22 protein-coding genes and 2 pseudogenes are annotated in these 25,800 nt (G+C 63.4%); 5 read left to right on the forward strand and 19 right to left on the reverse strand.

From position 1 onward, the window contains the following. A pseudogene (locus tag EOB59_RS35815) lies at positions 1-766 on the forward strand (hypothetical protein); the annotation flags it as partial. 10 nt (positions 767-776) lie between these two features. Here the strand turns inward: EOB59_RS35815 and EOB59_RS00160 are convergent. Next, positions 777-1,490: a transcriptional regulator NanR gene (locus tag EOB59_RS00160; RefSeq protein ID WP_023808899.1), complete on the reverse strand. Its 714-nt coding sequence runs from the start codon at positions 1,488-1,490 to the stop codon at positions 777-779. A 174-nt stretch (positions 1,491-1,664) separates the two neighbouring features. Between EOB59_RS00160 and oiaX the strand changes: the two genes are divergently transcribed. The 4 genes from oiaX (at position 1,665) to dhaL (ending at position 6,061) form a co-directional block, all read left to right on the forward strand. After that, positions 1,665-2,915 (forward strand): 3-oxo-isoapionate-4-phosphate decarboxylase OiaX, encoded by a 1,251-nt coding sequence (gene oiaX / locus EOB59_RS00165; protein WP_127811161.1) that lies wholly within the window; start codon positions 1,665-1,667, stop codon positions 2,913-2,915. Positions 2,916-2,919: 4 nt separating this feature from the next. Beyond that, complete coding sequence (locus tag EOB59_RS00170) at positions 2,920-4,254, forward strand: four-carbon acid sugar kinase family protein (RefSeq protein WP_127811162.1); 1,335 nt, start codon at positions 2,920-2,922, stop codon at positions 4,252-4,254. A 130-nt stretch (positions 4,255-4,384) separates the two neighbouring features. Continuing rightward, positions 4,385-5,392: a dihydroxyacetone kinase subunit DhaK gene (locus tag EOB59_RS00175; RefSeq protein WP_128287369.1), complete on the forward strand. Its 1,008-nt coding sequence runs from the start codon at positions 4,385-4,387 to the stop codon at positions 5,390-5,392. 27 nt (positions 5,393-5,419) lie between these two features. Further along, a complete protein-coding gene (dhaL, locus tag EOB59_RS00180) occupies positions 5,420-6,061 on the forward strand; it encodes a dihydroxyacetone kinase subunit DhaL (RefSeq protein WP_127269792.1) in 642 nt (213 codons plus the stop codon). Positions 6,062-6,086: 25 nt separating this feature from the next. Here the strand turns inward: dhaL and EOB59_RS00185 are convergent, their stop codons facing one another. From EOB59_RS00185 to EOB59_RS35820, 18 genes and pseudogenes are all read right to left on the reverse strand, one after another. After that, entirely contained in the window at positions 6,087-6,524 is a 438-nt protein-coding gene (locus EOB59_RS00185) for an RpiB/LacA/LacB family sugar-phosphate isomerase (RefSeq protein WP_013533067.1), read from the reverse strand. 33 nt (positions 6,525-6,557) lie between these two features. Further along, the gene (locus EOB59_RS00190) at positions 6,558-7,325 is read right to left on the reverse strand and encodes a triose-phosphate isomerase (RefSeq protein WP_128287370.1); all 768 of its coding nucleotides are present in this window, start codon (positions 7,323-7,325) and stop codon (positions 6,558-6,560) included. 57 nt (positions 7,326-7,382) lie between these two features. After that, positions 7,383-8,321: a TIM barrel protein gene (locus EOB59_RS00195; protein ID WP_127811165.1), complete on the reverse strand. Its 939-nt coding sequence runs from the start codon at positions 8,319-8,321 to the stop codon at positions 7,383-7,385. Further along, positions 8,321-9,838, reverse strand: a complete 1,518-nt coding sequence (locus EOB59_RS00200) for a glycerol-3-phosphate dehydrogenase (protein WP_127811166.1) — start codon at positions 9,836-9,838, stop codon at positions 8,321-8,323. The genes EOB59_RS00195 and EOB59_RS00200 overlap by 1 nt, the downstream gene beginning before the upstream one ends. Further along, the gene (locus tag EOB59_RS00205; RefSeq protein ID WP_128287371.1) at positions 9,835-11,394 is read right to left on the reverse strand and encodes an FGGY-family carbohydrate kinase; all 1,560 of its coding nucleotides are present in this window, start codon (positions 11,392-11,394) and stop codon (positions 9,835-9,837) included. Before EOB59_RS00205 ends, EOB59_RS00200 begins: the two co-directional genes overlap by 4 nt. A gap of 96 nt (positions 11,395-11,490) precedes the next feature. Continuing rightward, on the reverse strand, positions 11,491-12,438 hold the full coding sequence (locus EOB59_RS00210) for a D-ribose ABC transporter substrate-binding protein (RefSeq protein ID WP_023756738.1): 948 nt from the start codon (positions 12,436-12,438) through the stop codon (positions 11,491-11,493). A 32-nt stretch (positions 12,439-12,470) separates the two neighbouring features. Then, positions 12,471-13,601 (reverse strand): ABC transporter permease, encoded by a 1,131-nt coding sequence (locus EOB59_RS00215; RefSeq protein WP_127811168.1) that lies wholly within the window; start codon positions 13,599-13,601, stop codon positions 12,471-12,473. 26 nt (positions 13,602-13,627) lie between these two features. Next, on the reverse strand, positions 13,628-15,169 hold the full coding sequence (locus EOB59_RS00220; RefSeq protein ID WP_128287372.1) for a sugar ABC transporter ATP-binding protein: 1,542 nt from the start codon (positions 15,167-15,169) through the stop codon (positions 13,628-13,630). Beyond that, positions 15,166-15,822, reverse strand: coding sequence for a DUF2291 domain-containing protein (locus EOB59_RS00225; protein WP_127269798.1), 657 nt, complete (start codon positions 15,820-15,822; stop codon positions 15,166-15,168). Before EOB59_RS00225 ends, EOB59_RS00220 begins: the two co-directional genes overlap by 4 nt. A 33-nt stretch (positions 15,823-15,855) precedes the next feature. Beyond that, a complete protein-coding gene (locus tag EOB59_RS00230; RefSeq protein ID WP_128287373.1) occupies positions 15,856-16,866 on the reverse strand; it encodes a sugar-binding transcriptional regulator in 1,011 nt (336 codons plus the stop codon). Positions 16,867-17,289: 423 nt separating this feature from the next. After that, positions 17,290-18,948: a glycerol-3-phosphate dehydrogenase/oxidase gene (locus EOB59_RS00235; protein WP_164748772.1), complete on the reverse strand. Its 1,659-nt coding sequence runs from the start codon at positions 18,946-18,948 to the stop codon at positions 17,290-17,292. A 50-nt stretch (positions 18,949-18,998) separates the two neighbouring features. After that, positions 18,999-19,775 (reverse strand): DeoR/GlpR family DNA-binding transcription regulator, encoded by a 777-nt coding sequence (locus tag EOB59_RS00240; RefSeq protein ID WP_127269804.1) that lies wholly within the window; start codon positions 19,773-19,775, stop codon positions 18,999-19,001. Continuing rightward, positions 19,772-21,307 (reverse strand): FGGY-family carbohydrate kinase, encoded by a 1,536-nt coding sequence (locus tag EOB59_RS00245; protein WP_128287374.1) that lies wholly within the window; start codon positions 21,305-21,307, stop codon positions 19,772-19,774. The genes EOB59_RS00240 and EOB59_RS00245 overlap by 4 nt, the downstream gene beginning before the upstream one ends. 389 nt (positions 21,308-21,696) lie before the next feature. Further along, entirely contained in the window at positions 21,697-22,227 is a 531-nt protein-coding gene (locus EOB59_RS00250) for a flavin reductase family protein (protein WP_245486485.1), read from the reverse strand. Between the two features lie 81 nt (positions 22,228-22,308). Beyond that, positions 22,309-23,529: an acyl-CoA dehydrogenase family protein gene (locus tag EOB59_RS00255; RefSeq protein WP_128287375.1), complete on the reverse strand. Its 1,221-nt coding sequence runs from the start codon at positions 23,527-23,529 to the stop codon at positions 22,309-22,311. A 25-nt stretch (positions 23,530-23,554) separates the two neighbouring features. Further along, positions 23,555-24,343 carry an alpha/beta hydrolase gene (locus tag EOB59_RS00260; RefSeq protein WP_128287376.1) on the reverse strand — a complete coding sequence of 263 codons (789 nt, stop codon included), beginning with the start codon at positions 24,341-24,343 and terminating at the stop codon, positions 23,555-23,557. Positions 24,344-24,370: 27 nt separating this feature from the next. Beyond that, a complete protein-coding gene (locus EOB59_RS00265; RefSeq protein WP_128287377.1) occupies positions 24,371-25,387 on the reverse strand; it encodes an alcohol dehydrogenase catalytic domain-containing protein in 1,017 nt (338 codons plus the stop codon). A gap of 12 nt (positions 25,388-25,399) precedes the next feature. After that, positions 25,400-25,800 (reverse strand): annotated as a pseudogene (locus EOB59_RS35820) (branched-chain amino acid ABC transporter permease); the annotation flags it as partial.

Raw genomic sequence — 25,800 nt, forward strand, 5'->3', positions numbered from 1 at the left:
GCAGTCGACACCGCCGGGCAGCACGTGGCCGGACTGTCCGCCGCTCGAGGACGTTTACGCGGCCGCGCGGCGCGCCTTTCCGGATATCCGCCTCGGCGGCGGCATGTTCAGCTACTTCACCGAACTCAACCGCAAGCGCGTGCCGGCGGACCAGCTCGATTTCATCACCCATTGTACTTGCCCGATCGTGCATGCCGCCGACGATCTCAGCATCATGCAATCGCTGGAGGCGCTGCCTTTCATCACCCGATCGGCGCGGGCGATCTTCGGGGCAAAGCCCTATCGGATCGGCCCGTCGACGATTGCCATGCGCCAGAACCCCTATGGCAGCGCGACCAAGCCCAATCCCGGGGGACAGCGCGTTGCCATGGCCGACAGCGATCCTCGCCACACCGGTCAGTTCGCTGCTGCATGGACGATCGGCTATGCCGCGCGTGTCGCACCGGTCGGACTGGAGATGTTGACACTTTCCAGCTTCACTGGACCTTTCGGCGTGCTCGCTTCATCAGGGGAACCTGTCGCGGAAGGATCACACCGGCCAATCTTCCAGCCCATCAAGGGGCTTTGCGAGCTGGCCGGCCTTGCGCATGTGTCGGCAAGGACGAGCGATGAAACCAAGGTGCTGGCGCTGGCCGGGCGCTCCGCCTCGGGCAAGACAATCGCGTGGCTGGCGAACCTGACGGCGGAAGACGTGCAGGTCGACATTTCAGCTTTTGGCCGAGGCCAGGTCGCAATGACGCCTTACGCGATCGTTCGGATCGGCTGAACCGCCGAGATCATTTTTCAGAATTCATCACATAGAGCGCGCGCGAGCGTTCGAGATGCTTGATCATCGCCTTCTCGGCGCCATCGGCATCCTTCTTCTCGATGCGGCCGATGATCTCTTCGTGCTCGGTCAGCGTGAACTTTTCCTTGCCGGTCCAGATCAGCATTTCGGTGTGGTATTCCTTCAGCCAGCCCAGCATCGCCTCGCTGACGGCAACATAGATCGGGTTACCGGAGATCGCGGCGATCTGCGTATGGAATTTCATGTCGGCGGAGATGAAGGCTTCGGAATCACCGCGAAAGCCGCGCTGTTCGGCAACAGTGGCCCGCAGCCGCTGCACATCCTCAGCGGTGGCCTTCTCGGCGGCTTCCCGAACCATGCCGCGCTCGAAGAAGATGCGCGCGGTCTTCAGGTGCTCAAGCGTGTCCTTCGACGACGACAGAATGATCTTGGCGGCGCCGTCGACCTGCTTGATGATCGACTTGGCGGTGAGTTGCAGCACCTTGGCGCGTTCGCCATGCGAGATCGCCACCAGGCCCATATTGCTCAGCGCCTGCATCGCCTCGCGAATCGCCGGCCTGCCGACCTCGAAGCGCTCCATCAGTTCACGCTCCGACGGCATGTCGTCGCCCGGCATCAGCTCGCCGCTGGTGATCAGGCGTTTCAGCCGCAAGAAGACCTCATCGGAAAGCTTGCGCCGGACAATCGGTTCCGAACGGTTCATCGTCGCGAATCACTCCCTTGACCCGGCCTTATCTAACACTGCCGCCACAATTCCCGGAATTGCCGTCTGTCGATCCCTCTGCCGGATATGACTTGCAATACTTATGTACTCATTATACCAGATTTGAAACACCGGTGAACCTTTTTCGAACGCCTCGGCTTGAGACAGCGGACCATGATCACGCTCACCTACCGCATCGAAACGCCTGGAAGCATCGAAGTCCTGGCGGCCAAGATCGCCAGCGATCAGTCGACCGGCACCTTCGTCGCGCTGCCCGGCGAGACCGAGGAACTGAAAGCCCGGGTGGCGGCGCGCGTGCTGGCGATACGGCCTCTGGCCGATGCCGAGCGGCCGTCGCTTCCCGACAGCGGCAACGGGCCGTTCAGGCGCGCCGATGTCGATATCGCCTTTCCATTCGATGCCATCGGCACCGACCTTTCGGCACTGATGACCATTGCCATCGGCGGCACCTATTCAATCAAGGGCCTCACCGGGATTCGCATCGTCGACATGAAATTGCCGGAGGAGTATCGCGGCGCGCATCCCGGCCCCCAGTTCGGTGTCGCCGGCAGCCGTCGGCTGACCAATGTGACGGATCGTCCGATCATCGGCACCATCGTCAAGCCGGCGCTGGGCTTGCGGCCACATGAGACGGCGGCAATGGTGGCGGAACTGATCGCCGCCGGTGTCGACTTCATCAAGGACGACGAGAAGCTGATGAGCCCGGCCTATTCGCCCCTGTCGGAACGAGTGAAGGCGATCGTGCCGCTGATCCTCGACCACGAGCAGAAGACCGGCAAGAAGGTGATGTATGCCTTCGGCATCTCGCATGCCGACCCCGATGAGATGATGCGCAACCACGATATGGTGGCGAAGGCTGGCGGCAATTGCGCTGTTATCAACATCAATTCGATCGGCTTCGGTGGCATGGCGTTCCTGAGGAAGCGCTCCAGTCTGGTGCTGCATGCTCACCGCAACGGCTGGGACATCCTCACCCGGCACCCCGGGCTAGGCATGGACTTCAAGGTCTGGCAGCAATTCTGGCGACTGCTCGGCGTCGACCAATTCCAGATCAACGGCATCGCCTCGAAATACTGGGAACCGGATGATTCTTTCGTCGAATCGTTCAAGGCGGTGACGACACCGATCTTTTCACCCGAGGACTGCGCCTTGCCGGTGGCGGGCTCTGGCCAGTGGGGCGGCCAGGCTCCTGAGACATATGCGCGGACCGGCCGGACGGTCGATCTTCTCTATCTCTGCGGCGGCGGCATCGTCAGCCATCCGGACGGGCCGGGCGCCGGCGTGCGTGCCGTGCAGCAAGCCTGGCAAGCGGCGGTCGACGGCATTCCGCTGGCGGACTTTGCCCTGAACCATCCCGAACTGGCGCGGTCGATCGAAAAATTCGGCGACGACAAGGCAGGCTGAAGCCATGCAGGACCTGCTTCTCAGCTATTATGGCGACGACCTGACCGGCTCGACCGATGTCATGGAGGCGCTCGAACTCGGCGGCGTGCCGACAGTGCTGTTCATGCGCCAGCCGGACGCGGCCCTGCTGTCCCGGTTTGGCCATTGCCGGGCGATCGGACTGGCCGGCACCAGCCGCAGCGAGACGCCGCAATGGATGGACACGCATTTGCGCGATGCCTTTGCCTGGCTGAAGACGCTGAACGCCGAGATTTGCCACTACAAGGTCTGCTCGACCTTCGATTCCAGCCCGACGATCGGCAGCATCGGCCGGGCCATCGAGATCGGCCGCTCGGTGTTCGCGCAAGCCAGCGTGCCGCTGCTGGTCGGCGCGCCGCAGCTCAAGCGCTACACCACCTTCGGGCACCTGTTCGCCGCCTATCGCGACCAATATTTCCGCATCGACCGCCACCCGGTGATGAGCCGCCACCCGACGACGCCGATGGATGAGTCGGATTTGCTGATCCATCTGTCGCGGCAGACGGCGCTGAGCTCGGGGCTGGTCGACCTTGCGACGCTGCAGTCCGCGTCGCGGTCGGCGGCGTTCGATCGGCTGACCGGAAACGGCACCCCCATCGTGCTTGTCGATGTCGACAATCTGGAAACGCAGGCTCTGGCCGGCAAGGAGCTGTGGCGCGTTCGCAAGCCCGGCGGTTCTTTTGTCGTCGGCTCGTCAGGGGTCGAGTATGCGTTGCTGGCCGAATGGGCGTCGAATGGCATCGTCAGCGCCGGACATGGCTTCACGCCACCGGGCGCAGCCGAGCGGATAGCCGTCGTGTCGGGAAGTTGCTCGCCGACCACCGAACGGCAGATCCAGCATGCCCTGACCGACGGTTTCGACGGCATCGAGGTCGATCCAGTCGAACTGGTTTCGGAGGCTTCGCAGCAGGCGATCGCGCGCGCAACGGCAAGCGGCCGTGCCAGTCTGCAAGCCGGGCGCAGCGTCATCCTCTACACCGCGCTTGGCCCCGATGCCGACAGGGGCGCCGAAATCGACCGGCAGGAAGGCGCCCGCCACAGGCTTGGCCGCGGACTCGGAGAAATCCTTCGCGGCCTGACGATCGAACAGAGCCTGCGGCGCGTGGTCATTGCCGGCGGCGACACGTCGAGCCATGCACTCGGCGAAATGGGTGTCGATGCCCTGACAATCCGCATGCCGCTGCCCGCTTCGCCGGGCTCGCCGCTCTGCGTTGCTCACGCGCGCGTCAAGGCGATCGACGGACTGGAGGTCGCGCTCAAGGGCGGCCAGGTCGGAACTGATCGCTATTTCTCAGCCATCCGCGACGGCCTCGGCGGTTGAAACAACTAACGCCTACGTCCAGGTGATAGCCTGCGGGAACACCTCTGCGCACGAAATGCTCCTTGCCGGGTGGAAATCCCGGTAACACCCGGTATTATCTGCGAAAATGCCGAAATCGGGAGGATGCCGGGTGCAGACCAAGAAGATCATCAATGTCGGCAACCGCGCCGTCGACGAGATGCTGGAAGGCATCCTGGCAGCGCATCCCCGCCATCTCAAAAGCGTGGACGGCAGTCCTCGCTCCATCATCGCCTGCGACGGACCGCGCCAGGGCAAGGTGGGCCTCGTCATTGGCGGCGGCTCGGGCCACGAGCCGAGCTTTCTTGGCTTCGTCGGCAAGGGATTGGCCGATGCGGCGGCCATCGGCAATGTCTTCGCCTCGCCACCGCCGGACCCGATCCTCGAATGCGCAAAGGCAGTCAGCGGCGGCGCCGGCGTGCTGTTCATGTACGGCAACTATGCCGGCGACGTGATGAATTTCGACATGGCGGCCGAGATGGCCGCCATGGACGACATCGAGGTGCGCACGGTGCTGAGCACCGACGACGTCGCCTCGGCACCGCGCGACCAGCGGCACAAGAGGCGCGGCGTCGCCGGCAATTTCTTCATCTTCAAGGCGGCCGGTGCCGCCTGCGACCGGATGCTGTCCTTCGACGAATGCGAGCGCATCGCCGGCAAGGCCAACGACCACACCTTCACCATGGGCGTGGCGCTGTCGCCCTGTTCGCTGCCGCAGACCCGCCGGCCGAATTTCGAGATCGGGCCGGACGAGATGGAGATCGGCATGGGCATCCATGGCGAGCCGGGCATCGCGCGCGAAAAGTTGAAAACAGCCGACGAGATCACCGACGAGATGCTGGACAGGATCCTCGACGAGATGGCGCCTACGCGCGGCGACAAGGTCGCGGTGCTCGTCAATTCGCTGGGCTCAACGCCGCTGATGGAACTCTACATCATGAACCGGCGCGTGAAGCAGAGGCTCGACGAGATCGGTGTGTCCATACACGCAAGCTGGGTCGGCAATTACTGCACCTCGCTCGAAATGGCAGGGGCCTCGATCACTCTGCATCGGCTGGACGGCGAGTTGCAGACGATGCTGGACCACCCCTGCGACTGCGCCATGTTTCGCGCCGGCTAAAGCCACTTCTGTGGCAAGGACTAAGACATGACGACAATCGACACCGCCCACCTTGTCGCGATGTTCGCGGCGATCGCAACCGCCATGTCTGCCGACCGGGACCGACTGTGCGCGCTTGACGGGGTTATCGGCGACGCCGACCACGGCATCGCGATGGAGCTTGGATTTTCCGCTGCACGCGATGCCGTCGCCGCACTGGATGCAGAGGCAACCGACCCGACCACCTTGCTGAACACCGCTGCCAAATCGTTCCTGAATGCCGTCGGCGCCTCCTCCGGGCCGCTCTATGCGACCGCGTTCATGCGGGGCGCGGCAGCCGTCAAGGGCAAGACGACGCTCGACGATTCGGACGTGGTCGCCCTGTTCCAGGCTATGGCCAAGGGCATTCAGGATCGCGGCAAGGCCGAGCCTGGCGAAAAGACGATGATCGATGCATGGGCGCCGGCTGCGCAGGCAGCGGGCGAAGCGCTGACCTCCGGCAAGGATCTGGCGGGCAGTCTCGAAGCTGCTGCACAAGCGGCAAACGCAGGCGCGGAGGCTACTAAGTCGATGGTCGCCACGAAAGGCCGGGCATCGCGTCTCGGCGAACGCTCGCTTGGCCACATGGACCCGGGCGCCGCCTCCGCCGTAACCGTGATCGAGGCGATGCGGGTCGCCTTGACCAGTTAACTCAGTAACGGGTTTCCCGCGTCTTTCAGCGCTTGGCGTCGAGCTTGTCGATGGCCTGCACGTTTGTGGCGGAGGGGCCATTCGGATCGAACTCCGAGGCCAACCATGCGTCGGCGATCGATTTCGCCAGTTCGGGGCCGATGACGCGGGCGCCCATGGTGATGATCTGGGCGTTGTTGGACTTGGCGGCGCGCTCAGCGGAATAGGTGTCGTGGGTCAATGCGGCGCGAATGCCCGGCACCTTGTTGGCTGAGATGCTGACGCCGATGCCGGTGCCGCAAAACAGGATGGCCCGGTCGTAATTGCCGTCCAGGATTTCGTGGCCTACCGAGGCAGCGATGTCGGCGTAGAATCCGGCCTGGCTGAGGTCGACGACCTGCAGTTCGGGTTTGGTGGCGAGATGCTTGGCGATGACGTCGAGCAGCGGCTTTCCGGCACTGTCGGCTCCGAGTGCGATCTTCATGATGATGAACTCCTTTGCTAGGTCTTTTGGCAGTCAGCGCGCGATGGCGGCCGACGCCTTTTTCAGAATGTCGATATAGCCTTCCGCTTGCCACGCCGAGCGGCCGATGAACAGGCCATCGATATGCGGCTGGCCGATGAGTTCGGCCGCGTTGCCTGGATTGACGCTGCCACCATAAAGCACAGGTGGAGCAATCGGCAGCCGGTCGGCGGCAACCTTCTTGATCAGCTGTTGCTGTTTGTCGGCATAGTCGGCGCTTGCGGGAATGCCCTTCTCGCCGATTGCCCAGACGGGCTCGTAGGCAAAGAGGATTTCCGCCTTCAGTTGATAGCCGCTCAGCTCTTGCAGCGCGCCGAGAACCTGTGCCGTCAGCACCGCCTCGGCGCGGCCTGATTCACGCTCAGCCAGCGTCTCGCCGACGCAGATCAGCGGCACGAAACCGTGCCTGACTGCGGCCGCCGTTTTCAGTCCCACAGTCGCATCCGTCTCGCCGAAATGCTCGCGGCGCTCGCTATGGCCGAGTTCGATCACATCCAGCCCGCAGTCTTTCAACATCACCGGCGAAATCTCTCCCGTCCAGGCGCCCGCGTCGGCCCAATGCATGTTCTGGGCCCCAACTTTGACGCGGGTGTCGGCCAGCGCCGCGCTGACCTGGCGCGCTGCGGTGAACGGCGGAATGACGAAAGGCTGTATTGCCGGATCGAAATCGGGCACAAAGGCCGCCAGCGCATCGGCGAACTGCAACGCCTCCGACAGCGTCTTGTTCATCTTCCAGCTCGTGCCGACCCAATATGGGGCCATTCTTCTTCTCCTTCGATACTTTTGCGGCCGAAGCCGGCTTTCGGGCGACGTATTCGCTCAAGTCCGAGGCTTGAGGCTGTCGCGGCCACTGTCGACGTAAGGCGCCCAGAAATCCACCGACTCGCGGATCATCTCGATAACCTGATGGTCGACTGGTTCCCTCTCCCTGAAGGAAAGTTCAAGGCAAATTTCATTGTCGGTTCCACCGCCCTGCCGAACCGCGTCCAGCAACTTCTGCGGCACTATGCGGCCGTCCTTGTTGTAGGCGGCCGTGAACGGCCAGTGCCCGCCCTTGTTCATGGAAGACTGCTTGATGTGGATGATCGGCGATTGCAATGGAAACGCTTTCGCCCAAGCATAGGGATCGGTATCGGCAGGATCGGCCGAGGTCACGTCGCCATGGTCGATATCCACCATCATCTTCATCGGTATGGGCAGCTTCGCCGCATCGATGGCGCCTTGCAGCGTGGCGCAGCTTTCGATCGTGTGGCCGAACTCGCGGCCGACCGACATCGGCTCCCAGAACAGGTATGTCAGACCCGCCGCCCTGGCGTGTTCGGCCACCTCGCGCCAGCATTCGAGCGCGATATCGAGAAGTGCTGCCCGCCGTTGCGGATCGTCAAAGTCCTTGTGGGTGAAGATGGCGAACTGCGTGCCCATGCCGGACGCGCCGAGATCGGCGGAAATGTCGGCGAAGGTCTTGAACCAGTCGACATAATAGCGCCGCACATCCGCATCCGGGTGGCCGAAATGGTTGAGCCGGCCATAAGGCCCCGTCATGCCGGAGGTGATCCGCACGCCGGTCCGCGAAAGTGCGCTGTTGAACAGGCGCAGGAATTTGGCAATCGTCGCCGCCGGCCAGCCCGGATTGACGAATTCATGCGTCAGCTGCACGTCGCGGATGCCGATGCCATAGGCGATCGCGTCGATCAGATCGTCTGGATCGGCGAAACGATTGACCAGCGGATTGGTGTTGAGGGAAAGCGTGAAGGCCATCAGTCTGCCGCCGCCATGATGTTATCGAACCAGTCTTCGAATCCTTTCCGCTCGGCCGCATTGAGATGCAGGCCATGTTTGGTGCGGCGTTCCAGGATATCGGCTGATGTGCCGGCCCATTCGGTCTCGACCAGGAACTTTGCCTCCCGTTCATATAAATCGGGACCGAAGCGTCGGCCGAGATCAGCCTCGCTTTGCGCGCCGGCGAGCAATTGCCGGGCGCGGGTGCCGTAGCTTCGAGCGTAGTGCTTCACCAGCGACGGGCTGAGCCACGATAACTCGGAATGCAGATCGCTCAGGAATTGCTCGAAGTCCGCATTGGGCAGGTCGCCCCCCGGCAAGGGAAATTTGGCCGTCCAGGCTTTCTTCATCGTCGGAAAGAACGGCTGGATCTTTTCCAGCGCATGTTCGGACAGCTTGCGGAAGGTGGTGATCTTGCCGCCGAACACCGAAAGCAGCGGTGCGTTGCCATTGGAGGCGTCGAGTTCGAAAATATAGTCGCGCGTCACCGCGCTTGGATTGTCGGCATTGTCGTCATAGAGCGGACGCACGCCCGAGAAACTGTAGACCACGTCCTGTGGCGTCAGTTGCCGCTTGAAATAGCGATTGACCACCTTGATCAGATAGTCGACTTCGCTGGCCTCGGCGACCACTTCCTCGGGCCTGCCTTCGTAGGGAATGTCGGTGGTGCCAATCAGCGCCAGATCGTTCTCATACGGATTGACGAAGATCACCCGCTTGTCGTTGTTCTGAATGAGATAGGCTTGCCGCCCCTCCCAGAATTTGGGCACGACGATATGGCTGCCTTTAACGAGCCGAACATTGCGCGTTGAATTCTGCCCGGCGACGCGGCTGACAATGTCGTTGACCCAGGGACCTGCCGCGTTGACCAGCGCCCGCGCCCGGACCTTCGTCACCGCACCCGTGCGACCATCCTGCATGTCGATCGACCACAGTCCGTTTTCGCGGCGGGCCGCGACACAGGCGGTGCGCGTAAGCACTCTGGCACCGCGCTGCCTGGCATCCAGGGCGTTGAGCAGCACCAGGCGCGCATCGTCGACCCAGCAGTCGGAATATTCGAAACCGCGCTTGAACTCGTCCTTGATTGGCGCGCCTTCCGGCGCAGTCTTGAGGTTCAGCGTTCTTGTCCCCGGCAGGCGTTTACGGCCGCCAAGGTGGTCGTAGAGAAACAGCCCGAGCCGGACCAGCCATGCCGGCCTGTCTTGCGGGCTGTGCGGAAGAACGAAGCGCATCGGCCAGATGATGTGCGGCGCCGCCTCAAGCAGCACCTCGCGTTCGATCAGCGCTTCGCGAACCAGCCGGAATTCATAATATTCGAGGTAGCGCAGGCCGCCATGCACCAGCTTGCCGGAGCGCGAGCTCGTGCCTTGCGCGAGATCGTCCTTTTCGCACAGGATGACGGACAGCCCGCGACCTGCCGCATCACGCGCTATGCCGGCTCCATTGACGCCGCCGCCGATCACGAAAAGATCGACGACATCTGTTGTATTGCTCAAGATCCTGCTCCTGTGCGGTGCGCCATGCCCTTCCACACCGGCCGAAGCGCCTGACGCGCTGCAACGAAGGAAGGGAAGAGGGCATCGTAGGTTTGCGAAAGCGCCTCGTCATAGGCATCGCAGTCGCCGAGAAGCGGCGTCACCCATTCGGCGGCGCAGTCTTCCATCGAGCCATAGACGCCGAGGCCGACCGCGGCCATCATCGCGGCGCCTGCCGCGCCGGCTTCCTGGCGACTGCTGGTGCGCACCTGTGCCCTTGTCGCCGCTGCGATGATGCGGCGTAGGGACGGGCTGCGCGCGGCGCCGCCCGACAGGCGGATTTCGCCCGGCACGGCGCCCATCGCCTGGTAGCAATCGCGTGCGGCGAAGGCCAGTCCCTCGAGGACGCCGCGTGCCAGATCGCCAAAGCCGTGCTTGACCGAAAGGCCGATGAAGCCAGCGCGTGCGTCAGGATCGACGAACGGTCCTCTTTCACCGGCCAGCGATATGTAGGGCTGGTAGATCAGCGAACCAGGCTCCGATGCTTCCACCCAAGCGTCGAGGGCCTTCAGCAACTCGTCATGAGAAGACTTGCCGCCAGCCGTGGCGAGCACGTCGCGCGCAAGGCCAAGCAGCCAGTCTATGTTGAGCGTCGCCGCCATGTTGGATTGCAATTGTGCAAAGGCACCCGGAATAGGCATGGCAATCGTGTAGCCGGAGCCATCGTCGTTCAGCACGACATCGTCGGGCGTGGCGGCGAAGCGCGTGTGTATGCCGGTCGAGCCGATGACCGTGCAGCCGACATTGCCCGACGGATCATAGAGGCCGGCTCCGAGCGCCGTCATGACCATATCGACGTAACCCAGCACCACCGGGGTGCCTTCGAGCAGGCCAGTCTCTGCCGCCGCCGATCGCGACAACGGATGATGGTCGGCGGTGCCTTCGAGCATGGGAGGCAACAGGCGGCGATGCGTCGTCAGATCCAGGATGTCGAGGGCTTCGTCGGAATAGGTGCGCGACCGAAAATCGCCGAAGGTGAAGGTTCCCTCGGAGGGATCCGTGGCGCGTTCGCCCGTCATTTTGAAGTAGAGCCAATCCTTGCAATGCAGTGCGGTCGCCGCCCGCTCCAGCATGTCGGAATGGTTTTTTTTCATGAAGGCAAGCTGGGCGCCTTGCTGGCAGGAATTCAGGCCCGTGCCGGTCAGCTCGAACCGCCTGCGATCCCGGGGATCGGCGCGCATCTCGTCCACCAAATGTCCGGCGCGGGCATCGAGCCACAGCCAGGCGCGCGAGACAGGCAAGCCCTCGCCATCGATCAGCCAGGTTCCGTCGCCCTGCCCGGTGATAGCAACCGCTGCGGTTCGTTGCGCGAGGTCGGGAACCTTGGCCGCGAGATCGCGAACGGTCCGCGCCATGTCGCGCCAGGTCTGGTCGAGGTCCTGCTCGGCGCCGCCGCCTTCCAGCGTGACGAAGCTGTTGGGCACCGACGTCATGGCGAGCTGCTGCCCGGACAGGTCGAAAGCGATCGATTTGATCACCGACGTTCCCGCGTCGATGCCGATCAGCAGGTCTTTCATGCCGCAAATTCCGGTTGGTTGCGAAGGCAGTTCACGAGGGTAGTCATTTCGTAGAAGAGGCAGGGAGTGTCCGCAAGGACACCCCCTGTGCAGGTTTCATTCCGACAGGACGAAGGGAGCGGTGTACTTATCGACATTGTCCTTGGTGATGAGAAGGCAATCGAACAGCTGCTTCTCGGTCGCCGCGCCGGTGGCTCCGGTCTTGATGAACGAGTCCGCCTGCTGCACGGCCTTGGCCGAGAAGATGGCGACCGGCTGAAGCACGGTGTACTGCAGTTCGCCGGACTTGATCGCCGCAACCGCATCCGGGGAGCCGTCGAAGCCGCCGACCTTGATGCCAGCGAGCTTGCCGGCTTCCTTCAGCGCCGCAACCGCGCCAAGCGCCATCTCATCATTGCCGCTGATCACGGCGATGATGTCGGGATTGGCCTGCAGCATGCTCTGCATCTTGTCGTGGCCCTGGGTACGATCCCAGTTGGCGACCTGCGAAGCAGCCTTTTCGAGATCCGGGTACTGGCTCAGCACAGTCGCGTACCCGTTCGAGCGCGTGGCGGCGTTGTTGTCCGACGGAGCGCCGAGCAGTTCGACATATTTGCCCTTTTCGCCGACGGCCTGCACCCACTGCTGGGCACCGAGAGCAGCACCTTGCGCGTTGTTGGAAACGAGCTGACCCTTGGCGAGGCCTTCCTGATTGATCTCGGCATTGACGAGGAACACCGGGATGTTGGCTGCAATCGCCTTCTTCACCGCACCGACAGAGCCGTCAGCGTTGGCCGGATCGAGGATGATCGCCACCGACTTGTTGGTGATGGCGGTGTCGATCAAATTGCTTTCGGTATTGGTATCGCCCTTGTGGGCGCCGACATTGGCCGTGTAGCCAAGCTTCTCGGCCTCGGCCTTGGCGACGTTGCCCTCGGTCAGCCAGTAGGGGTTGGCCGGATCGTTGACGATGATCGAGATCAGGCCCGCGGCTGACGCGGCGGCCGTGAATCCGACGACCATCGCGGCGGCGAGCAGACTTTTCAGCATGGTTTTCATGTACATTCCTCCAATGATTACGCGGTGTTGCTGCCAGTTCACCTGGCAGTCTTCCCTTGGGCAGGATTGGCCGGTTCGGCCTTCCCCCGTTTCTGAGAAGTCGGGTGGCCACCTGTCGCGCTTGGGAGCTTGCTGCGGCGGCGATACTGAACGGCATTGAGGAGCACGGCGAGCACGATGACCGCGCCCGTGAACACTGTCTGCCAGTAGGATGAGATGCCGATGATCACCAGACCGTCGGACAGGAAGCCGATGACGAAGGCCCCGAGCAGGGTTCCGCGGATGTTGCCGCGGCCGCCGGTCAGTGCCGCGCCGCCGATGACGACGGCCGCGATGGCCGTCAGTTCGTAGGTGGTGCCGGCGGTCGGTCCAGCCGACGTCAACTGCGAGGACAGGATCAGGCCCGCGATGGCGGCACAGATGCCCGACAGCACATAGACGGAAATCTGGACCGTCTTGACCGGAACGCCGGAGAGTTCGGCCGCGCGTTCATTGCCGCCCGAGGCGTAGAGCCAGCGCCCGAAAGCGGTGCGGTTCAGGACGATGCTGCCGATGAGCGCGATAATCGCGAGAACCACGACGCCCGTCGGCACGCCGAACAGACGGTTGAAGCCAAGCGCATCGAAGCCGGTGTTTCCGAGCTCCGGCTTGCCGCCGAGATTGTTATAGGTCAGGCCGCTGGTCATCAGCAGCGCCAGGCCGCGTGCCATGTACATGACGCCGAGCGTGGCGACGAACGCCGGAACCTTGAAGCGCGCAATGAGCACGCCGTTGATCAGCCCGACGACCGCGCCCAGCATGCAGGCCAGCACCGCGACCACCCAGACCGGCGGATAGAGAACGACGCCCAGCCAGGTCAGCGTCACCCCTTGCATCAGGAATCCGGCAACGACGCCGGCCAAGCCTAGCGTCGACCCCACCGACAGATCGATGCCGCCATTGAGGATGACGAGCAGCATGCCGATCGCGAGGATTCCGAAGATGGCGACATGCGAAGCCATGGTCAGGAAGTTCGCCACCGAGAGGTAGTAGGGCGACAGGATCGAGAAGACGACGATGATGACGATCAGGGCAAAGAAGGCACGGCCCTCGAGCAGCAACTTGGCGAGATCGAAGCCTTCGCTCGCGCTTGGACTGGACTGTTTTCTGGCCTGGCTGACGTCGGTCATGGGTCTGGGCTCCGAAATTCTGGTGATCAGGCGACCACGGCTTCGCCGGAGGCGGCCATGATCTGCTCTTTGGTGGCGTTGGCGCCGAATTCAGCTGAAATCCTGCCACGCCGCATGACGACGATGCGGTGGGCAATGCTGAGGCATTCGTTGACCTCAGAGGTCGAGAAGATTACCGCAAGCCCTTGAGCGGCGCGTTCGCTCAACAAGCGGAAGACCTCGGCCTTGGCGCCAACATCGATGCCGCGGCTCGGCTCGTCGAGGAGGATGACCTTGGGGTTGGTCGTCAGCATCTTGCCGATGACGACCTTCTGCTGATTGCCACCCGACAGCGATCCGATCATGGCGTTGCCACCTGCGGTCTTGACAGTCACCTTGCGGATCGAGTCTTCGACCAGCTCTCGCTCCCTGGAACGGGACAGAAACAGCCCCTTGGCGAACGCCTCGATGCTGGCAAGCGAGAGATTGCGGCCGACGGTCATCGTTTGCACCAGCCCGTCGCGCTGGCGGTCCTCGGGGACCAGCACAAGCCCTCTGGAGATGCGCTGGGCAATGCTCAACCCCGAGACGTCCTCGCCTTCCAGAAGCGCGCGACCGCCCGCCATCGGCACTCGTCCGGCGACGGCCTCCAGCAATTCCGTGCGCCCGGCGCCCATTAGCCCATAGATGCAGACGATCTCGCCGGCCCTGACGTCCAGCGACAGGTGATCGACGACGGAATAGCCCGAGCCCGAAGTGTCAACGACGCTGACGTCCTCGATCGAAAGGGCGACCTCGCCGAACGCATGACCGGTCGGCGGCGAGCCGAGATCGAAATTCTCGCCGACCATGTTGCGCACGATCCACTCGAGGTCGATGTCCCTGGCCTCGGCCGTCGCCGTTATGGCGCCGTCGCGCAGGACAACGGCGTAGTCGGTGATCTGCAGCGCCTCTTCGAGGTGATGTGAAATGTAGACGATGGAGACGCCGCGGCTGGTCAGATCGCGGATCACCTTGAACAGCACCTCGACCTCGGTTGCACTGAGCGCGGAGGTCGGCTCGTCCATGATGAGGATGCGTGAATCGACCGACAGCGCCCGCGCGATCTCGACGATCTGCTGTTGACCCAGGCGCAGATCCTCGACGAGAGTCATCGGGTCGATGTCCTCTTCGAGATCGGCCATCAGCGCGCGCGCCTGGCGCGATTCTTCGGCGAAGTCGAGGCCGGTTCTGGTGCGCAGTTCGCGGCCCATGAAGATGTTGTCGCGAACGCTGAGGTTCGGCGCCAGGCTGAGTTCCTGGTGGATGATCGAGATGCCGCGATCGCGCGCGTCCGAGGATGAGGAAAAGCTGACGAGATTGCCGTCGAGCACGATGTCGCCGGATGTCGGCGTGACGACGCCGGACAGGATCTTCATCAGCGTCGACTTGCCGGCGCCGTTCTCGCCGAACAGCGTCGTGACCTTGCCGCGATGGATGTCGAAATTGACGCCCTTGAGCGCATGAACGCCGCCATACGACATGACGATGTTGCGCGCCGAAAGCACGGCGTCGCCGGTCGCGGGTCCGGTGTCTGCAGCCGCGCTCATTTGACCTCCAGCCTCACCGGAGTGACCAGCCAGCTCTTCGGGTTGACCAGCTTGAATGCGCCGACCACCGATACGGTCTTGCCGGTCAAGGTGCTGGTGTCGACCTTGGCCAGGACTTCCTTCTTCATCTCGTTGTTCAGCGCCGAACCGGCGTCCTGGTATTCGATCTGGTTGGTGAACTGGCCGAATGTGATCTTGCCGGTGGCGTCGCGAAGCTCGGTGCCGTTGATCGCCGGTCCCGTTTGCACCCGGATCATCAGCGTGTCCGGCACGCCTTCGACGGCGACCTTGTAGATGCCGGATTTTCCTTCGCCGACGACACCGGTGAACTTGACCGAGATGACCGGTCCGACGCCCGCCGGCACGCCATATTCCTTTTCCGCCGTCGCCCTGTCCTTGGCGATAGCAGCAGCCACCGTCACCGCGTCGGCGGCGCGTGCCTCGACATCGGCCTGCACCTTGGGAAACTCCGACTTGCCGTAGTCAGCGGCGGAAAACACGGCGCTGCGGACATCGCCGGCAGAGCCGATCCTGACCACCTTGGTGTCGAGCGCCATGGCGCCGAGCAGGACGACAACCGCGGCGCCGGCAAGTGCCCGACGCAGGGCGGGCGAAGCCGGCCTGGTCGATGCGGTGGCGGCTTTCGCGCTCATGACGCAACCGCCAGCAAGGCTGATCCGCGCTTGTCACGCATTTGACGATCCTCCGTTCACATGGCGCTTCGCGCCATTGGGTTTGTTCTGTTCGACAAGGGCACGAGCGGTGGACTCGTCGGTGATCAGGCCGCTCAGATAGCGGCTTTCGAGCACCGCTTTGATGGCACGCACTTTGATCTTGCCGCCGGCGACGGCGACGATCCGGCGGCCCTTCAACTGGTCCCGCGGAAGCGCGAGAATTCTGTCCGACAGCGCCGTTTCCACCGGGCGCCCCTTGTCGTCGAAGAAGTGGGCGAGCAGCTCGCCGACGCCGCCATCGCGTTTCACCTCATCGATTTCGGAATGTTCGATCATGCCGGTAGCGACCAACGAAGCTTCCCGCTCGGCGGTCCCTATGCCGACGAACATCAGGTCGGACCGGCTTGCGAGGTCGAAGACATCGCTAATGCCGCGCTGACCAAGCAGCACTTCACGGTCCTCGGCGGTGTTGGCGACGAAAGGCACCGGCATCACATAAGCCTGCGCGCCGGTCCGCTCGGCTAGCCGATGCATGACATCGTGCGGGTTGGCCGCGAATTTGCGCGTCACGCCGCCAAGCAGCGAGACGAAACGGATATGGGCAGCGGCGGTGCGCGTCAGATACTCGACGCTTGCGGCAAGGGTACGGCCATGGCCGACGCCGATCAGCATGTCCTCGCCGCGATCGATCTCCCGCTTCAGAAACTGAGCGCCGGCGATGCCAAGCGCCTTCAGCGGCAGCTCGTCCTGATCGAGATCGGGAACGACCTCGCAGTAATCGAGCCCGTAAGCATTGATCAGCTGCTGCTCGAGGTCGATGCATTCGCCGACATCGCCGTCGATGATCACCCTGACAAGGCCATCCTGGGTGGCCCGGGTGATGAGCCGATGCGCCTTGAGGCTGGTCAGGCCGAGCCGCTTGGCCACCTGGGCCTGCGTCAGACCCCCGGCATAGTGAAGCCAGGCCGCGCGGGTGGCGAGGCTGGACTCATGATCGCGGTTAGCGGCTCCGCCGGATTTCAAGACATCTCCTCCCTGAGATGATATTATTATCTTTGTGTGCAAAAATTTTCACATCTCTGCATCGCTGTCAATCCCTCGCCGGATTTGGCGCATGCACATATGGGGAATTCACAGGTCTCGCCCTTCCCGAAACGCCGGTCTGCCGGCATTTCGGCGGGCAACATCGACCCATTAGCAGGTGAGCATGTTACTCGATCATACGGCTATGTTAATTTAACGTCAATCTGTGTTATTTCGTGCCTGAGCCAGTAGAATTTCACAGCCATCGGCTATCTAATTATTTTCTAACTAGCTGTTTCTCCATAATAATATCTGACATCGGCAAAATCCCAATCCACCTGTGAGTTGAGCGATTGGGGATGCGACGCATCCTTAGGCAAACCGACCGGATTGCCTTGGGAAAGAGCATCGGCGACGGAATGATCAGCCCAGCCGCATCAGGTTCCGGTCCTCGAGTTCCAGGGCGGCGGCCTCGACTTCCTCTGCGAGGCGCCCGGCGCTCCAGCCCAGCGCCCGTCCGGCAATCGTCGCAATCTCCTGCAGATCCCGGCCCGTCAGTGACCCTGATATCGCCAGGGTGCTGCGGCGCATGACGATATCGGCCAGATGTTCGACGAACTCGGTGCGGACGATGTAGTCAATTTCCGATCGGCTGTAGCTTTCTGAATCCGGCAGTCGGCCCTCATCATCCGGCTCATGTGTGGCGATCTGCGTGGCTCTGGTGCCATATCGCGACAGCAGCGCCTCGAGACGCCGTTCTCCAGCGCCCGTCTCCGAGTGAGCCAGAGCCAGCCAACTTGCTCGCGCTGCAGCATCAGCCGGGAAATCCCTGCCGCCGCCGATCGGCATGGTCTGCGTCGTCACCTTGCGGCTGCGCTGCAGGCGGCCGAGCACGGTGTCGGCGACTTCCTCGGCGAAGCCGCGAAAGGTCGTCCACTTGCCGCCGATCAGCGAGATGACTGCGAATGGTCTGTTCCGATCCGGCTCGGCGACGGGCGCCGAGTGGTCACGGCTGATCAAGCCGGGCACCGATGCATCCGAGGCCGGCAGCGGCCGGATGCCGCTATAGGCATAGACGATCTGGTCGCGCTCGAACGCCATCCCCGGCAGCAGCGTCCGTACGCTGTCGAGCAGGTACTCGACTTCGTCAGGTTCGCAGCGCACCGCGTCGGGGTTGTCGGCCTTGATGTCGGTGGAGCCGACCAGCGCCAGGCCGAGATAGTCGTAGACAAGGCAGATGCGGCCGTCATCGGCCTCGAAATAGAGCATGCGTCCGGCCAGGCTTTTGACCAGCTCGTCGTGCTTCAACAGGATGTGCGAGCCCTTGGTGCCGCCGATCATCTTCGACGGCGCGCCTAGCGAATCGTTGACATCGTCGATCCATGGACCGGCGGCATTGACCACCAGCTTCGGCCGCACCGAAAAGGCCGCGCCGTTTTCCGGCTGGAACGTCAGCACGCCATCGGCGGACTTCGCCAGCGCCGTGTAGTTCGCGCTGGCCGAGGCCTCGTTTGCCTGCAGCCCATCGAGGATCAGTTCGAGCACGAGCCTCTCGGGGTGGCTTATCTTGGCGTCGTAATAGGTGCCGGTGGCGACGATCGAGGGGGCGAGCGCCGGCATCTCACTGAGCGCCTGGCGCCGCCCGACCATGCGGTGACGCGGCATGACCTGGTTTCGCGAGCCATAGAAATCATAGATCATCAGGCCGATCTTGATCAGGACGGCGCCACGGCTGCGCGGCGCGCTGGTCGAGCCGAACAGCGTCCGCAGCGCAGCCAGCATGCCCTTGCTCCAGGAGAAGATCGGGATGACCGTTGGCAGCGGGCTGACATAGTGCGGCGCGTTTTTCAAAAGCAAATTGCGTTCGAGCGTCGACTGCGCCACCAGCCTGAACTCGCCGGTTTCGAGATATTTCAGACCGCCATGAATGAGCCGCGATGGCGCAGCACTCGTGCCGGAGCCGAAATCCGCCTTGTCGACGATCAGGCAGCTGACGCCTTGCGCGCACAGATCGCGAAACAGCCCTGCCCCGTTGATGCCGGCGCCAAGAATGACGACGTCGACCTCCCCGGCTCCGGCCATAGCGGCCAGACGCCCGGCTGGATTTTCCGTACGTATTGCTTCGCTCGAGCTCATGGCGCTTTCGTCTTGACGATGCGCAGCTTCACGCCGGCCCGTTCGAGGGCTTGCGCCCGCGCATCGCCCAGGCCTTCGGTCGCCAGCACGACATCGAAGCTGGTCAGATCATCGAAGACATGCAGCGCGATCCTGTCGAACTTGGCATGGTCGATCAGAAGGATACGCTTGACCGATGCGGCCATCATCGCCTGCTTGACCCGCACGACATTGGGATCCTGGATGAAGGCGGTGGTTCCGGTGATGGCCGAAGCCGAACAGATCAGCACATTGGCGCGCAGCTGCGCCACCGCGTTCTCGCAGACGATGCCGATATAGGCGTTGTAGGTGTTGTGGTACTGGCCGCCGAGACAGATGAAGTCGAGTTCGTCGACATGGGTCAGCAGTGCAGCCGTCGCCACTGAGTTGGTGATGACGGTCAGCGGCTTGACGTCGAGCAGGAGCGTAGCGACCGCATTTGCCGTTGACGAATCGTCCAGCATCACCACCTGGCCAGCTTCGATATAATCGAGTGCTGTCCGCGCCAGCGCATCCTTTTCGGCCCGGTTGACCGTCACCCGGTAGCGGAAGGCGCTTTCGTAGAGACCGGAAGGCTGAACCGTGACCGCACCGTGCAGCTTGCGCAACACGCCCTGCTGCGCCAGCCGGTCGATGTGCCGGTGGATGGTCATGCGCGATACGCCGAAATGCTCGACCAGATCGTCGATGCGTACCTGGCCGAGCTTGATCACATAGTCGGCGATCTCTTCGCGTCGTTCGTCGGCCTTGATCATGCGGTCCCCTCGGTGTCTGGCCGCGCCAGCTTCTCGATGTCGGGCCAATGCGGCACGAGCGCACCGGCTATGCGGCCATAGAGGGAAAAGCGCTCGTTGAACACAGCACTCGAGGCCAGCACTGGCTCGTATTGGCGCGCCGTCATGCCGACCTGCCGGGCGCCTTCTTGCGGCGTCGCGAAGATGCCAACCGCCGCACCAGCGCAAAGCGCAGCGCCAAACGCCGCAGCCTCGTCGGTCGAGGTGACGGTGACCGGGGCGTTCAGCACATCGGCAAACATCTGGACGAAGGCCGGATTGCGCGAGCCGCCGCCCGTCAGGCGGATTTCGCTGATGGCAAAGCCGTCGCGCAAGGCTTCGACATGGGTACGATGATTGAAAGCAATGCCCTCCAGAACCGCCTTGAGCATATCGCCGCGATTGTGCCAGCCATGAAGGCCGACAAAGCTGCCGCTGGCGACATCGCCAAAGGGGGAGCCGAACAGATAAGGATGAAACAGGATGGTCGACCGCTTTTTAAGCGCCTCGTCGATCTCTGCCGCCAAAACCTCGTGGATCGAGCCACCACCGACCGATGCCCTCTCCTGTTCCGAGCGGCAGAACGTGTCGAGAAACCAATCGTAGTTCGCGGTCGAGGCCGGCGAGATCGCCATGTTGTTCCAGCGGCCGGCGTCGATGGCGTTGCGACAGAGCCAACGCGGATCGACGCGCGGTTGCGAAGAGACCACTTCGTTGATGGAATAGGTCCCGGCGACAATGGCAAGCACGCCCTCCTCATGGCCGCCCATGCCAAGTGCGGAGGCAGTTACGTCATGCAGGCCGCTCGCGACCGGTGTCCCTTTGGCAAGGCCGGTCATGTCGGCGGCCTCGGCGGTAACGTGGCCGGCGATCTCGGCCGAATGCGCCATCGGCGGCAGCGCGTCGAAAAGATCGTCCAGTTCGAAGATGCGCATCGCTTCCAGCGCGTAATCCTGCGTGCGGAAATCCGTGAATGAGGTGCTGGCCTCGGTACGGTCGGTGCCGATCGTGCCGGTCAGGCAAAAGCGCAGCCAGTCCTTGCAGGCCAGTATATGCCCGATGCGCCCATAGCGGTCGGGTTCGTTCTTCCTGATCCAGGCCAGCAGCGCCGACGGCGCCGACACGTGCGGCGCCTGGCCCGTGCGCGCCAAGGCGTCTTCGAAGACCCTATCCGCCGACCATCGTTCGACAATCTCGCCGGCGCGGCTGTCGAGCGACAGGATTCCGGGGCCTAGCGGCCGACGATCCTTGTCGAGCAGATAAAGACCGTCGCCATGCGCGGTCGCCGCCACCGCCCTGATGTCGCCTGCCGGGCGGCCGGACAGCGCGATCGCCTCCTTGATCGCGTCGGCGGTCGCTTGCCAGAGGCCGGCCATGTCGCGCTCCACCCAGCGGGCATGGGGCATCGACTGCGGGACGCGCCGACGCGCCACCGACAACTGCGTGCCATCGGCATCGAAGATCACCGCCTTGGTGACCGTGAGACCGTTATCGATTCCGAGCAGACTGGGCATGGGCGCCGCCGCTTTCAGCAACTGGTGAAGGGCGCTGCAAGGCAATCCTGCAGGTTGGGATAGGGATGACAGGCATGACGACGATCAACGAGCAGCAGTGATACAAAAGCGACGCATCCGACACGGTAAATAGACCATAATAGAATGTTAAGTTAACGTCAATACGTGAGATATTTGCGGAAATGTCTGACGTCATCTGCGACGAAATTGCCTTCCCCTCGTACCGCATCCGATGCGGACGAAATTCCGGCTAGTGCCAACTGGCCGGATAGCCCTCAACCCCGCGCTGGCAGCCAGAGAGCACGGCACGATTGACGCCGAACGCGCTTCGACTGGCTTTCCGAGTTCCGTGCGCAACGACCTGATAACCAGCGCCGCTTCGGCGCCGTTCAAAGAAAACGCGACGACTCAAGAAGCTCAGCCACCCCGTCCAGTTCCTTGTGCAGGCGATGCCAGCGACGGTCGAGATAAACCAGCGAATGCGCCTCCGGAGGGACCTCGTCCGGCAGCACCTCGCCGTCAAGGAGTTCGGCCGCGACAAGCGTCGCGCCCTCAATCGGCAGAACGCCGAGCCGACGGGCGCGGAACCAGGTCGAAACGCCGGTATAGCGCGGTTCGCCGGTGGGCAGCCGCGCCCAGGCGCCTCCCGGCGGGAAACGTTCCGCGCCGCTGGACGCGCAGAGCTGCGCCAGGTCGATATCAGTGAAGCGCAGCAGGTGGATCACCATGGTCTCGGCCCGCAGCAAGGGCTCGGACGAAGTCGATTTCATCGAGAGCGAGAAGGCGACGACCGGCGGCGCGGCACTTACCGAGATCAGCGAGGATACGGTCATCGCCACCGGCCTGTCGCCGGGATCGGCCGTGATCACGGCAACACCGGCCGGATGGTGGCGAAAGGCTTCGCGGAAGGCGTTGGTCATCGGATGCGGGAAGCTCATCGACATCTCTCTTCTGCAGCGTGAAATAGGGGCCGGACGGCGTCCGCCGTCCGGCCCTTGCGACTACTTCTTCTCGATCAGGTCGTAGAACTGCCAGGTGCGATCGCTCCACAGGCCGCCGATGTCGCGACCAGCCGAGGTGACGATCGACGGCGCGATCGTGAAATGATTGGCAGCCACCATCATCTCGCGGAAGGTGCGCTGGATCACGCCGGCGCGCAGCGACGCGCCGCCGCCGGCGCGGTAGGCGAAATTGCAGATATCCACGCCAACCTCGTGAATCTCGGATTTGGCCAGATGGACAAGGCTGATCTGTCGCGTCGATACGCTGTTGCCGGCCTCGACCGTCGCCTCGATGTCGCGCCAGACTTCGAAGACAAAGGCGCGGGCAGCGCGATATCGAGCTTCGGCGCGGCCATAGTCGTGCCAGAACTTCTCGCTCTCGCCGATCAGCCCAGCGCGGCCTGACTTCGTGCGGGCGAACTTGGCGATCTCGTCCAGCATCCGCCGCCCAGTGCCGAGAGCCCAACCGGTATGCCCGATTGCGGCGAGGCCGACGACACCGAGACTGAAGAACTCCTTCTGACGCAGCGGCGGTGCGGTCAGGATCGGGAAAACGAGATCGTCGGCGATGAAGACGTCCTCGGCCGCATAGTCGATGCTGCCGGTGCCGCCGAGGCCCAGAACGTCCCAATTGCCGAGCTGCTTGTGCTGAGAGATCGGGGCATGGGCGCACATGATGATCAAGTTGCCCTTCTCGTCCTTGGCGGGCTTGCCGGTGCCGTCGTCGACGAAGGCGGCACTGTGGCTGTAGGTGGCGTGGCTGAAGCCGCTGCCATAGCTCCACTTGCCATTCAGCCGGTAGCCGCCATCGACTTTCTTCAGCATACCGAGCGGCGCGCCCTGCCCCGAGAACCGGTTTTCGGTGCCCGGCGCGAACAACCGCTCGACCGCGCTGTCCGGCAGAAAGGCTGCCGACATCGCACCGATGCAGCAATGCACCATGGAAACCCAACCAGCCGCCCCAGAGTGCCAGGTGATCGCCGCCAGCAGTTCGAGACCCTGGGTGGGTCGCAGCTGCGCACCGCCGAGGCTCTCCGCGGCGAAGATATGCGACATGCGCAGCGGCTTCAGCAGCTCGAACGTGGCCGCAGTCAGTTCGCCATTCTCCTCATCGGCGGTGGTGTTGGCTTCCAGGGCCGGCCCGATCTCCGTGATCTTGCTGAGCAAGTCGCGATAGTCGGTGGTCGTCCCCCACGAGCCGTGCTTGATGGGTTTGTTCATTGTCTTCTCCTCCTTTTCAATGCGGTCAGCCGGCGAGGAAATCGCCGATCTTCCTGAGTGTTTCGGGTTTCTCCTGCATGACGAAATGGCCGGCATCCTCGACCAGGATCAGGCGTGCGTCGGGCAGGGCTTCGACGAAGAGCGGCGCCTGGCCAGCCGGCAGCAGACGGTCCCTGGTGCCCCAGACGACCAGCGTCGGATTGGCGATACGCGCCAGAAAGCGCCGCAGGTTCGGATGGCCCATGCCGAACGGCGCCAGCAGCCGGCCGAGCGTGTCGCCTTCGCGGACGCGGTCGGCGCCGAAGGCCTCGGCAAAGGCGGGGTCTGAGCCGTCCGGGAAATAGCGCAGCGCCACCGAGACGTCATGCGCCAGATAGGCCGGCAGCTCCTGCGGCGCGACCGCGCCCAGATCGGTGGCCGGATGCGCGGGGTCGTTGAGCCCGGCGGGAGCGATCAGCACCACCTTGTCGAAACGCTCGCGCGCAAGGCCGGCGAGCTCGGTCGCCATCCAGCCGCCCATGGAAAAGCCGATGAGATGAGGCTTCTCCGGCAGGTTCAGAACATCGAGCAGGTTCAGGTAGTGCAGAACCAGGTCGGACATCGCAGCGACATGCGGCGCCGGGCCAGAAAAGCCGAAGCCCGGATGGCTCGGGCAGAGCACGCGGAAGCGGTCGGCGAGGCCCTCCGCGAAGCCGAAGCCTTCAAGCGTCGAGGCGCCGTGCAGGAACAGCACGGGCTTGCCTCTACCGATGGCCTTCACCACCGTTTCCGTGCCGCCGATATCGTATTCGAGCGTTTCGAATTGAACGGCCATTTTCACTCTCCTCAAACAGGTGCGGCCTCAAACAAGGTCCGGCTGAATCAGCACTTTGCATTGCGTGGTGCGGCGGCGAAGGCTCTCGAATATCTGCGGAACTGGCGAGAGATCGATCCGGTCGGTGACCAGAGCTTGCGGTGCGAAAGGTCCGCCGCGCAGCGCATCGAGGGCGACGCCGAATTCGTTGCGCTGATGGAAGAAGACCGAGAACAGCAGGTTCACTTCCTTGGTCAGCGCAATGAACGGATCCCATTCGTCGCCGCCGATACACAAGCCGACGCCAACCACCGTGCCCTGCAGCCGCACCGCTTCGACCGCCGCGCCGATGAGGCCGCGCTTGCCGACGCATTCGAAGACAATGTCTGGCGCTCCGCCACAGAGATCGGCGAGGTTTTCGGTCAGCTTTTCGCCCGAAAGCGCGAAGCCGGTCGCGCCGAGAGCAAGCGCACGCTCGCGCTGATGGCCGTGGATGTCGGCCACCACGACACGCGACGCCCCCATCCGCCGCGCCCAGAAGGCGACGAGCAGTCCGATCGGCCCAGCGCCCAGGATGGCGACCCGATCCCCCGGCTTCATGCCCGAGCGGACGATGCAATGCAGAGCGACCGACAGTGGCTCGGCCAACGCACCATCCTCGAGCGCCACATCGCCGGGCAGGATATGACACTGGCGTGCGGCCACGGTCGCGTATTGCGCATAGCCGCCGCCGATCAGCTCCATCTCGCGACAGCGCGCCGGATCGCCGCGCTCGCAGGCTTCGCAGTGTCCGCAACCGCGCATAGGCGCGACGGCGACACGGTCACCGATCCGAAGGCCTGTTGCCTCCGATCCGACCGCGACGATGTCCCCAGAGAATTCATGGCCGAGCACGAAGCCTGCCTCGATGCCGAAAGGCACGGGGTCCTCGGTGATATGCAGATCGCTGCCGCAGATGCCGCAGGCGGCGACACGCAAGACGACCTCGCCCGGTGCCGGCGTCGGGTCCGGCACCGTGCCGATCCGCAGCGGGACGCCGACCCTATCGAAGATGGCGGCTTTCATGAATCCTCCTCGTCAGCGGTTCGGGTCGACGAGCTTGCGTCGGATCGGGAACCATGGTGCATCCCACCGTTTCGAGATCAGGCCCCAGATGCCCGTCCGGGCGTAGAGCGCGACCAGAAGCGTCATCAGGCCGAGGACAACGAAATAAGTCGCGCCGTATTCGCCGAACCAGCGGTCCGCGATGAAGAAAATCAGGGATCCGATCAGAACGCCCTCGATGGAGCCGATTCCGCCGACCATGACGATGAAGATCGCGACGTTGGCCCACATCGGATCGAAGGCCGAACCCGGGGTGATGCGGAGCTGCGCCATGAAATAGATCGCCCCGGCAAGACCGCAGCCGACCGCCGACGCGACGTAGATCAGGAAGCGCAGCTTGACGACATTCACGCCCTGGCTTGCGGCCGCGACCG

The sequence above is a fragment of the Mesorhizobium sp. M7A.F.Ca.MR.176.00.0.0 genome (assembly GCF_004023165.1).
Classification (GTDB): domain Bacteria; phylum Pseudomonadota; class Alphaproteobacteria; order Rhizobiales; family Rhizobiaceae; genus Mesorhizobium.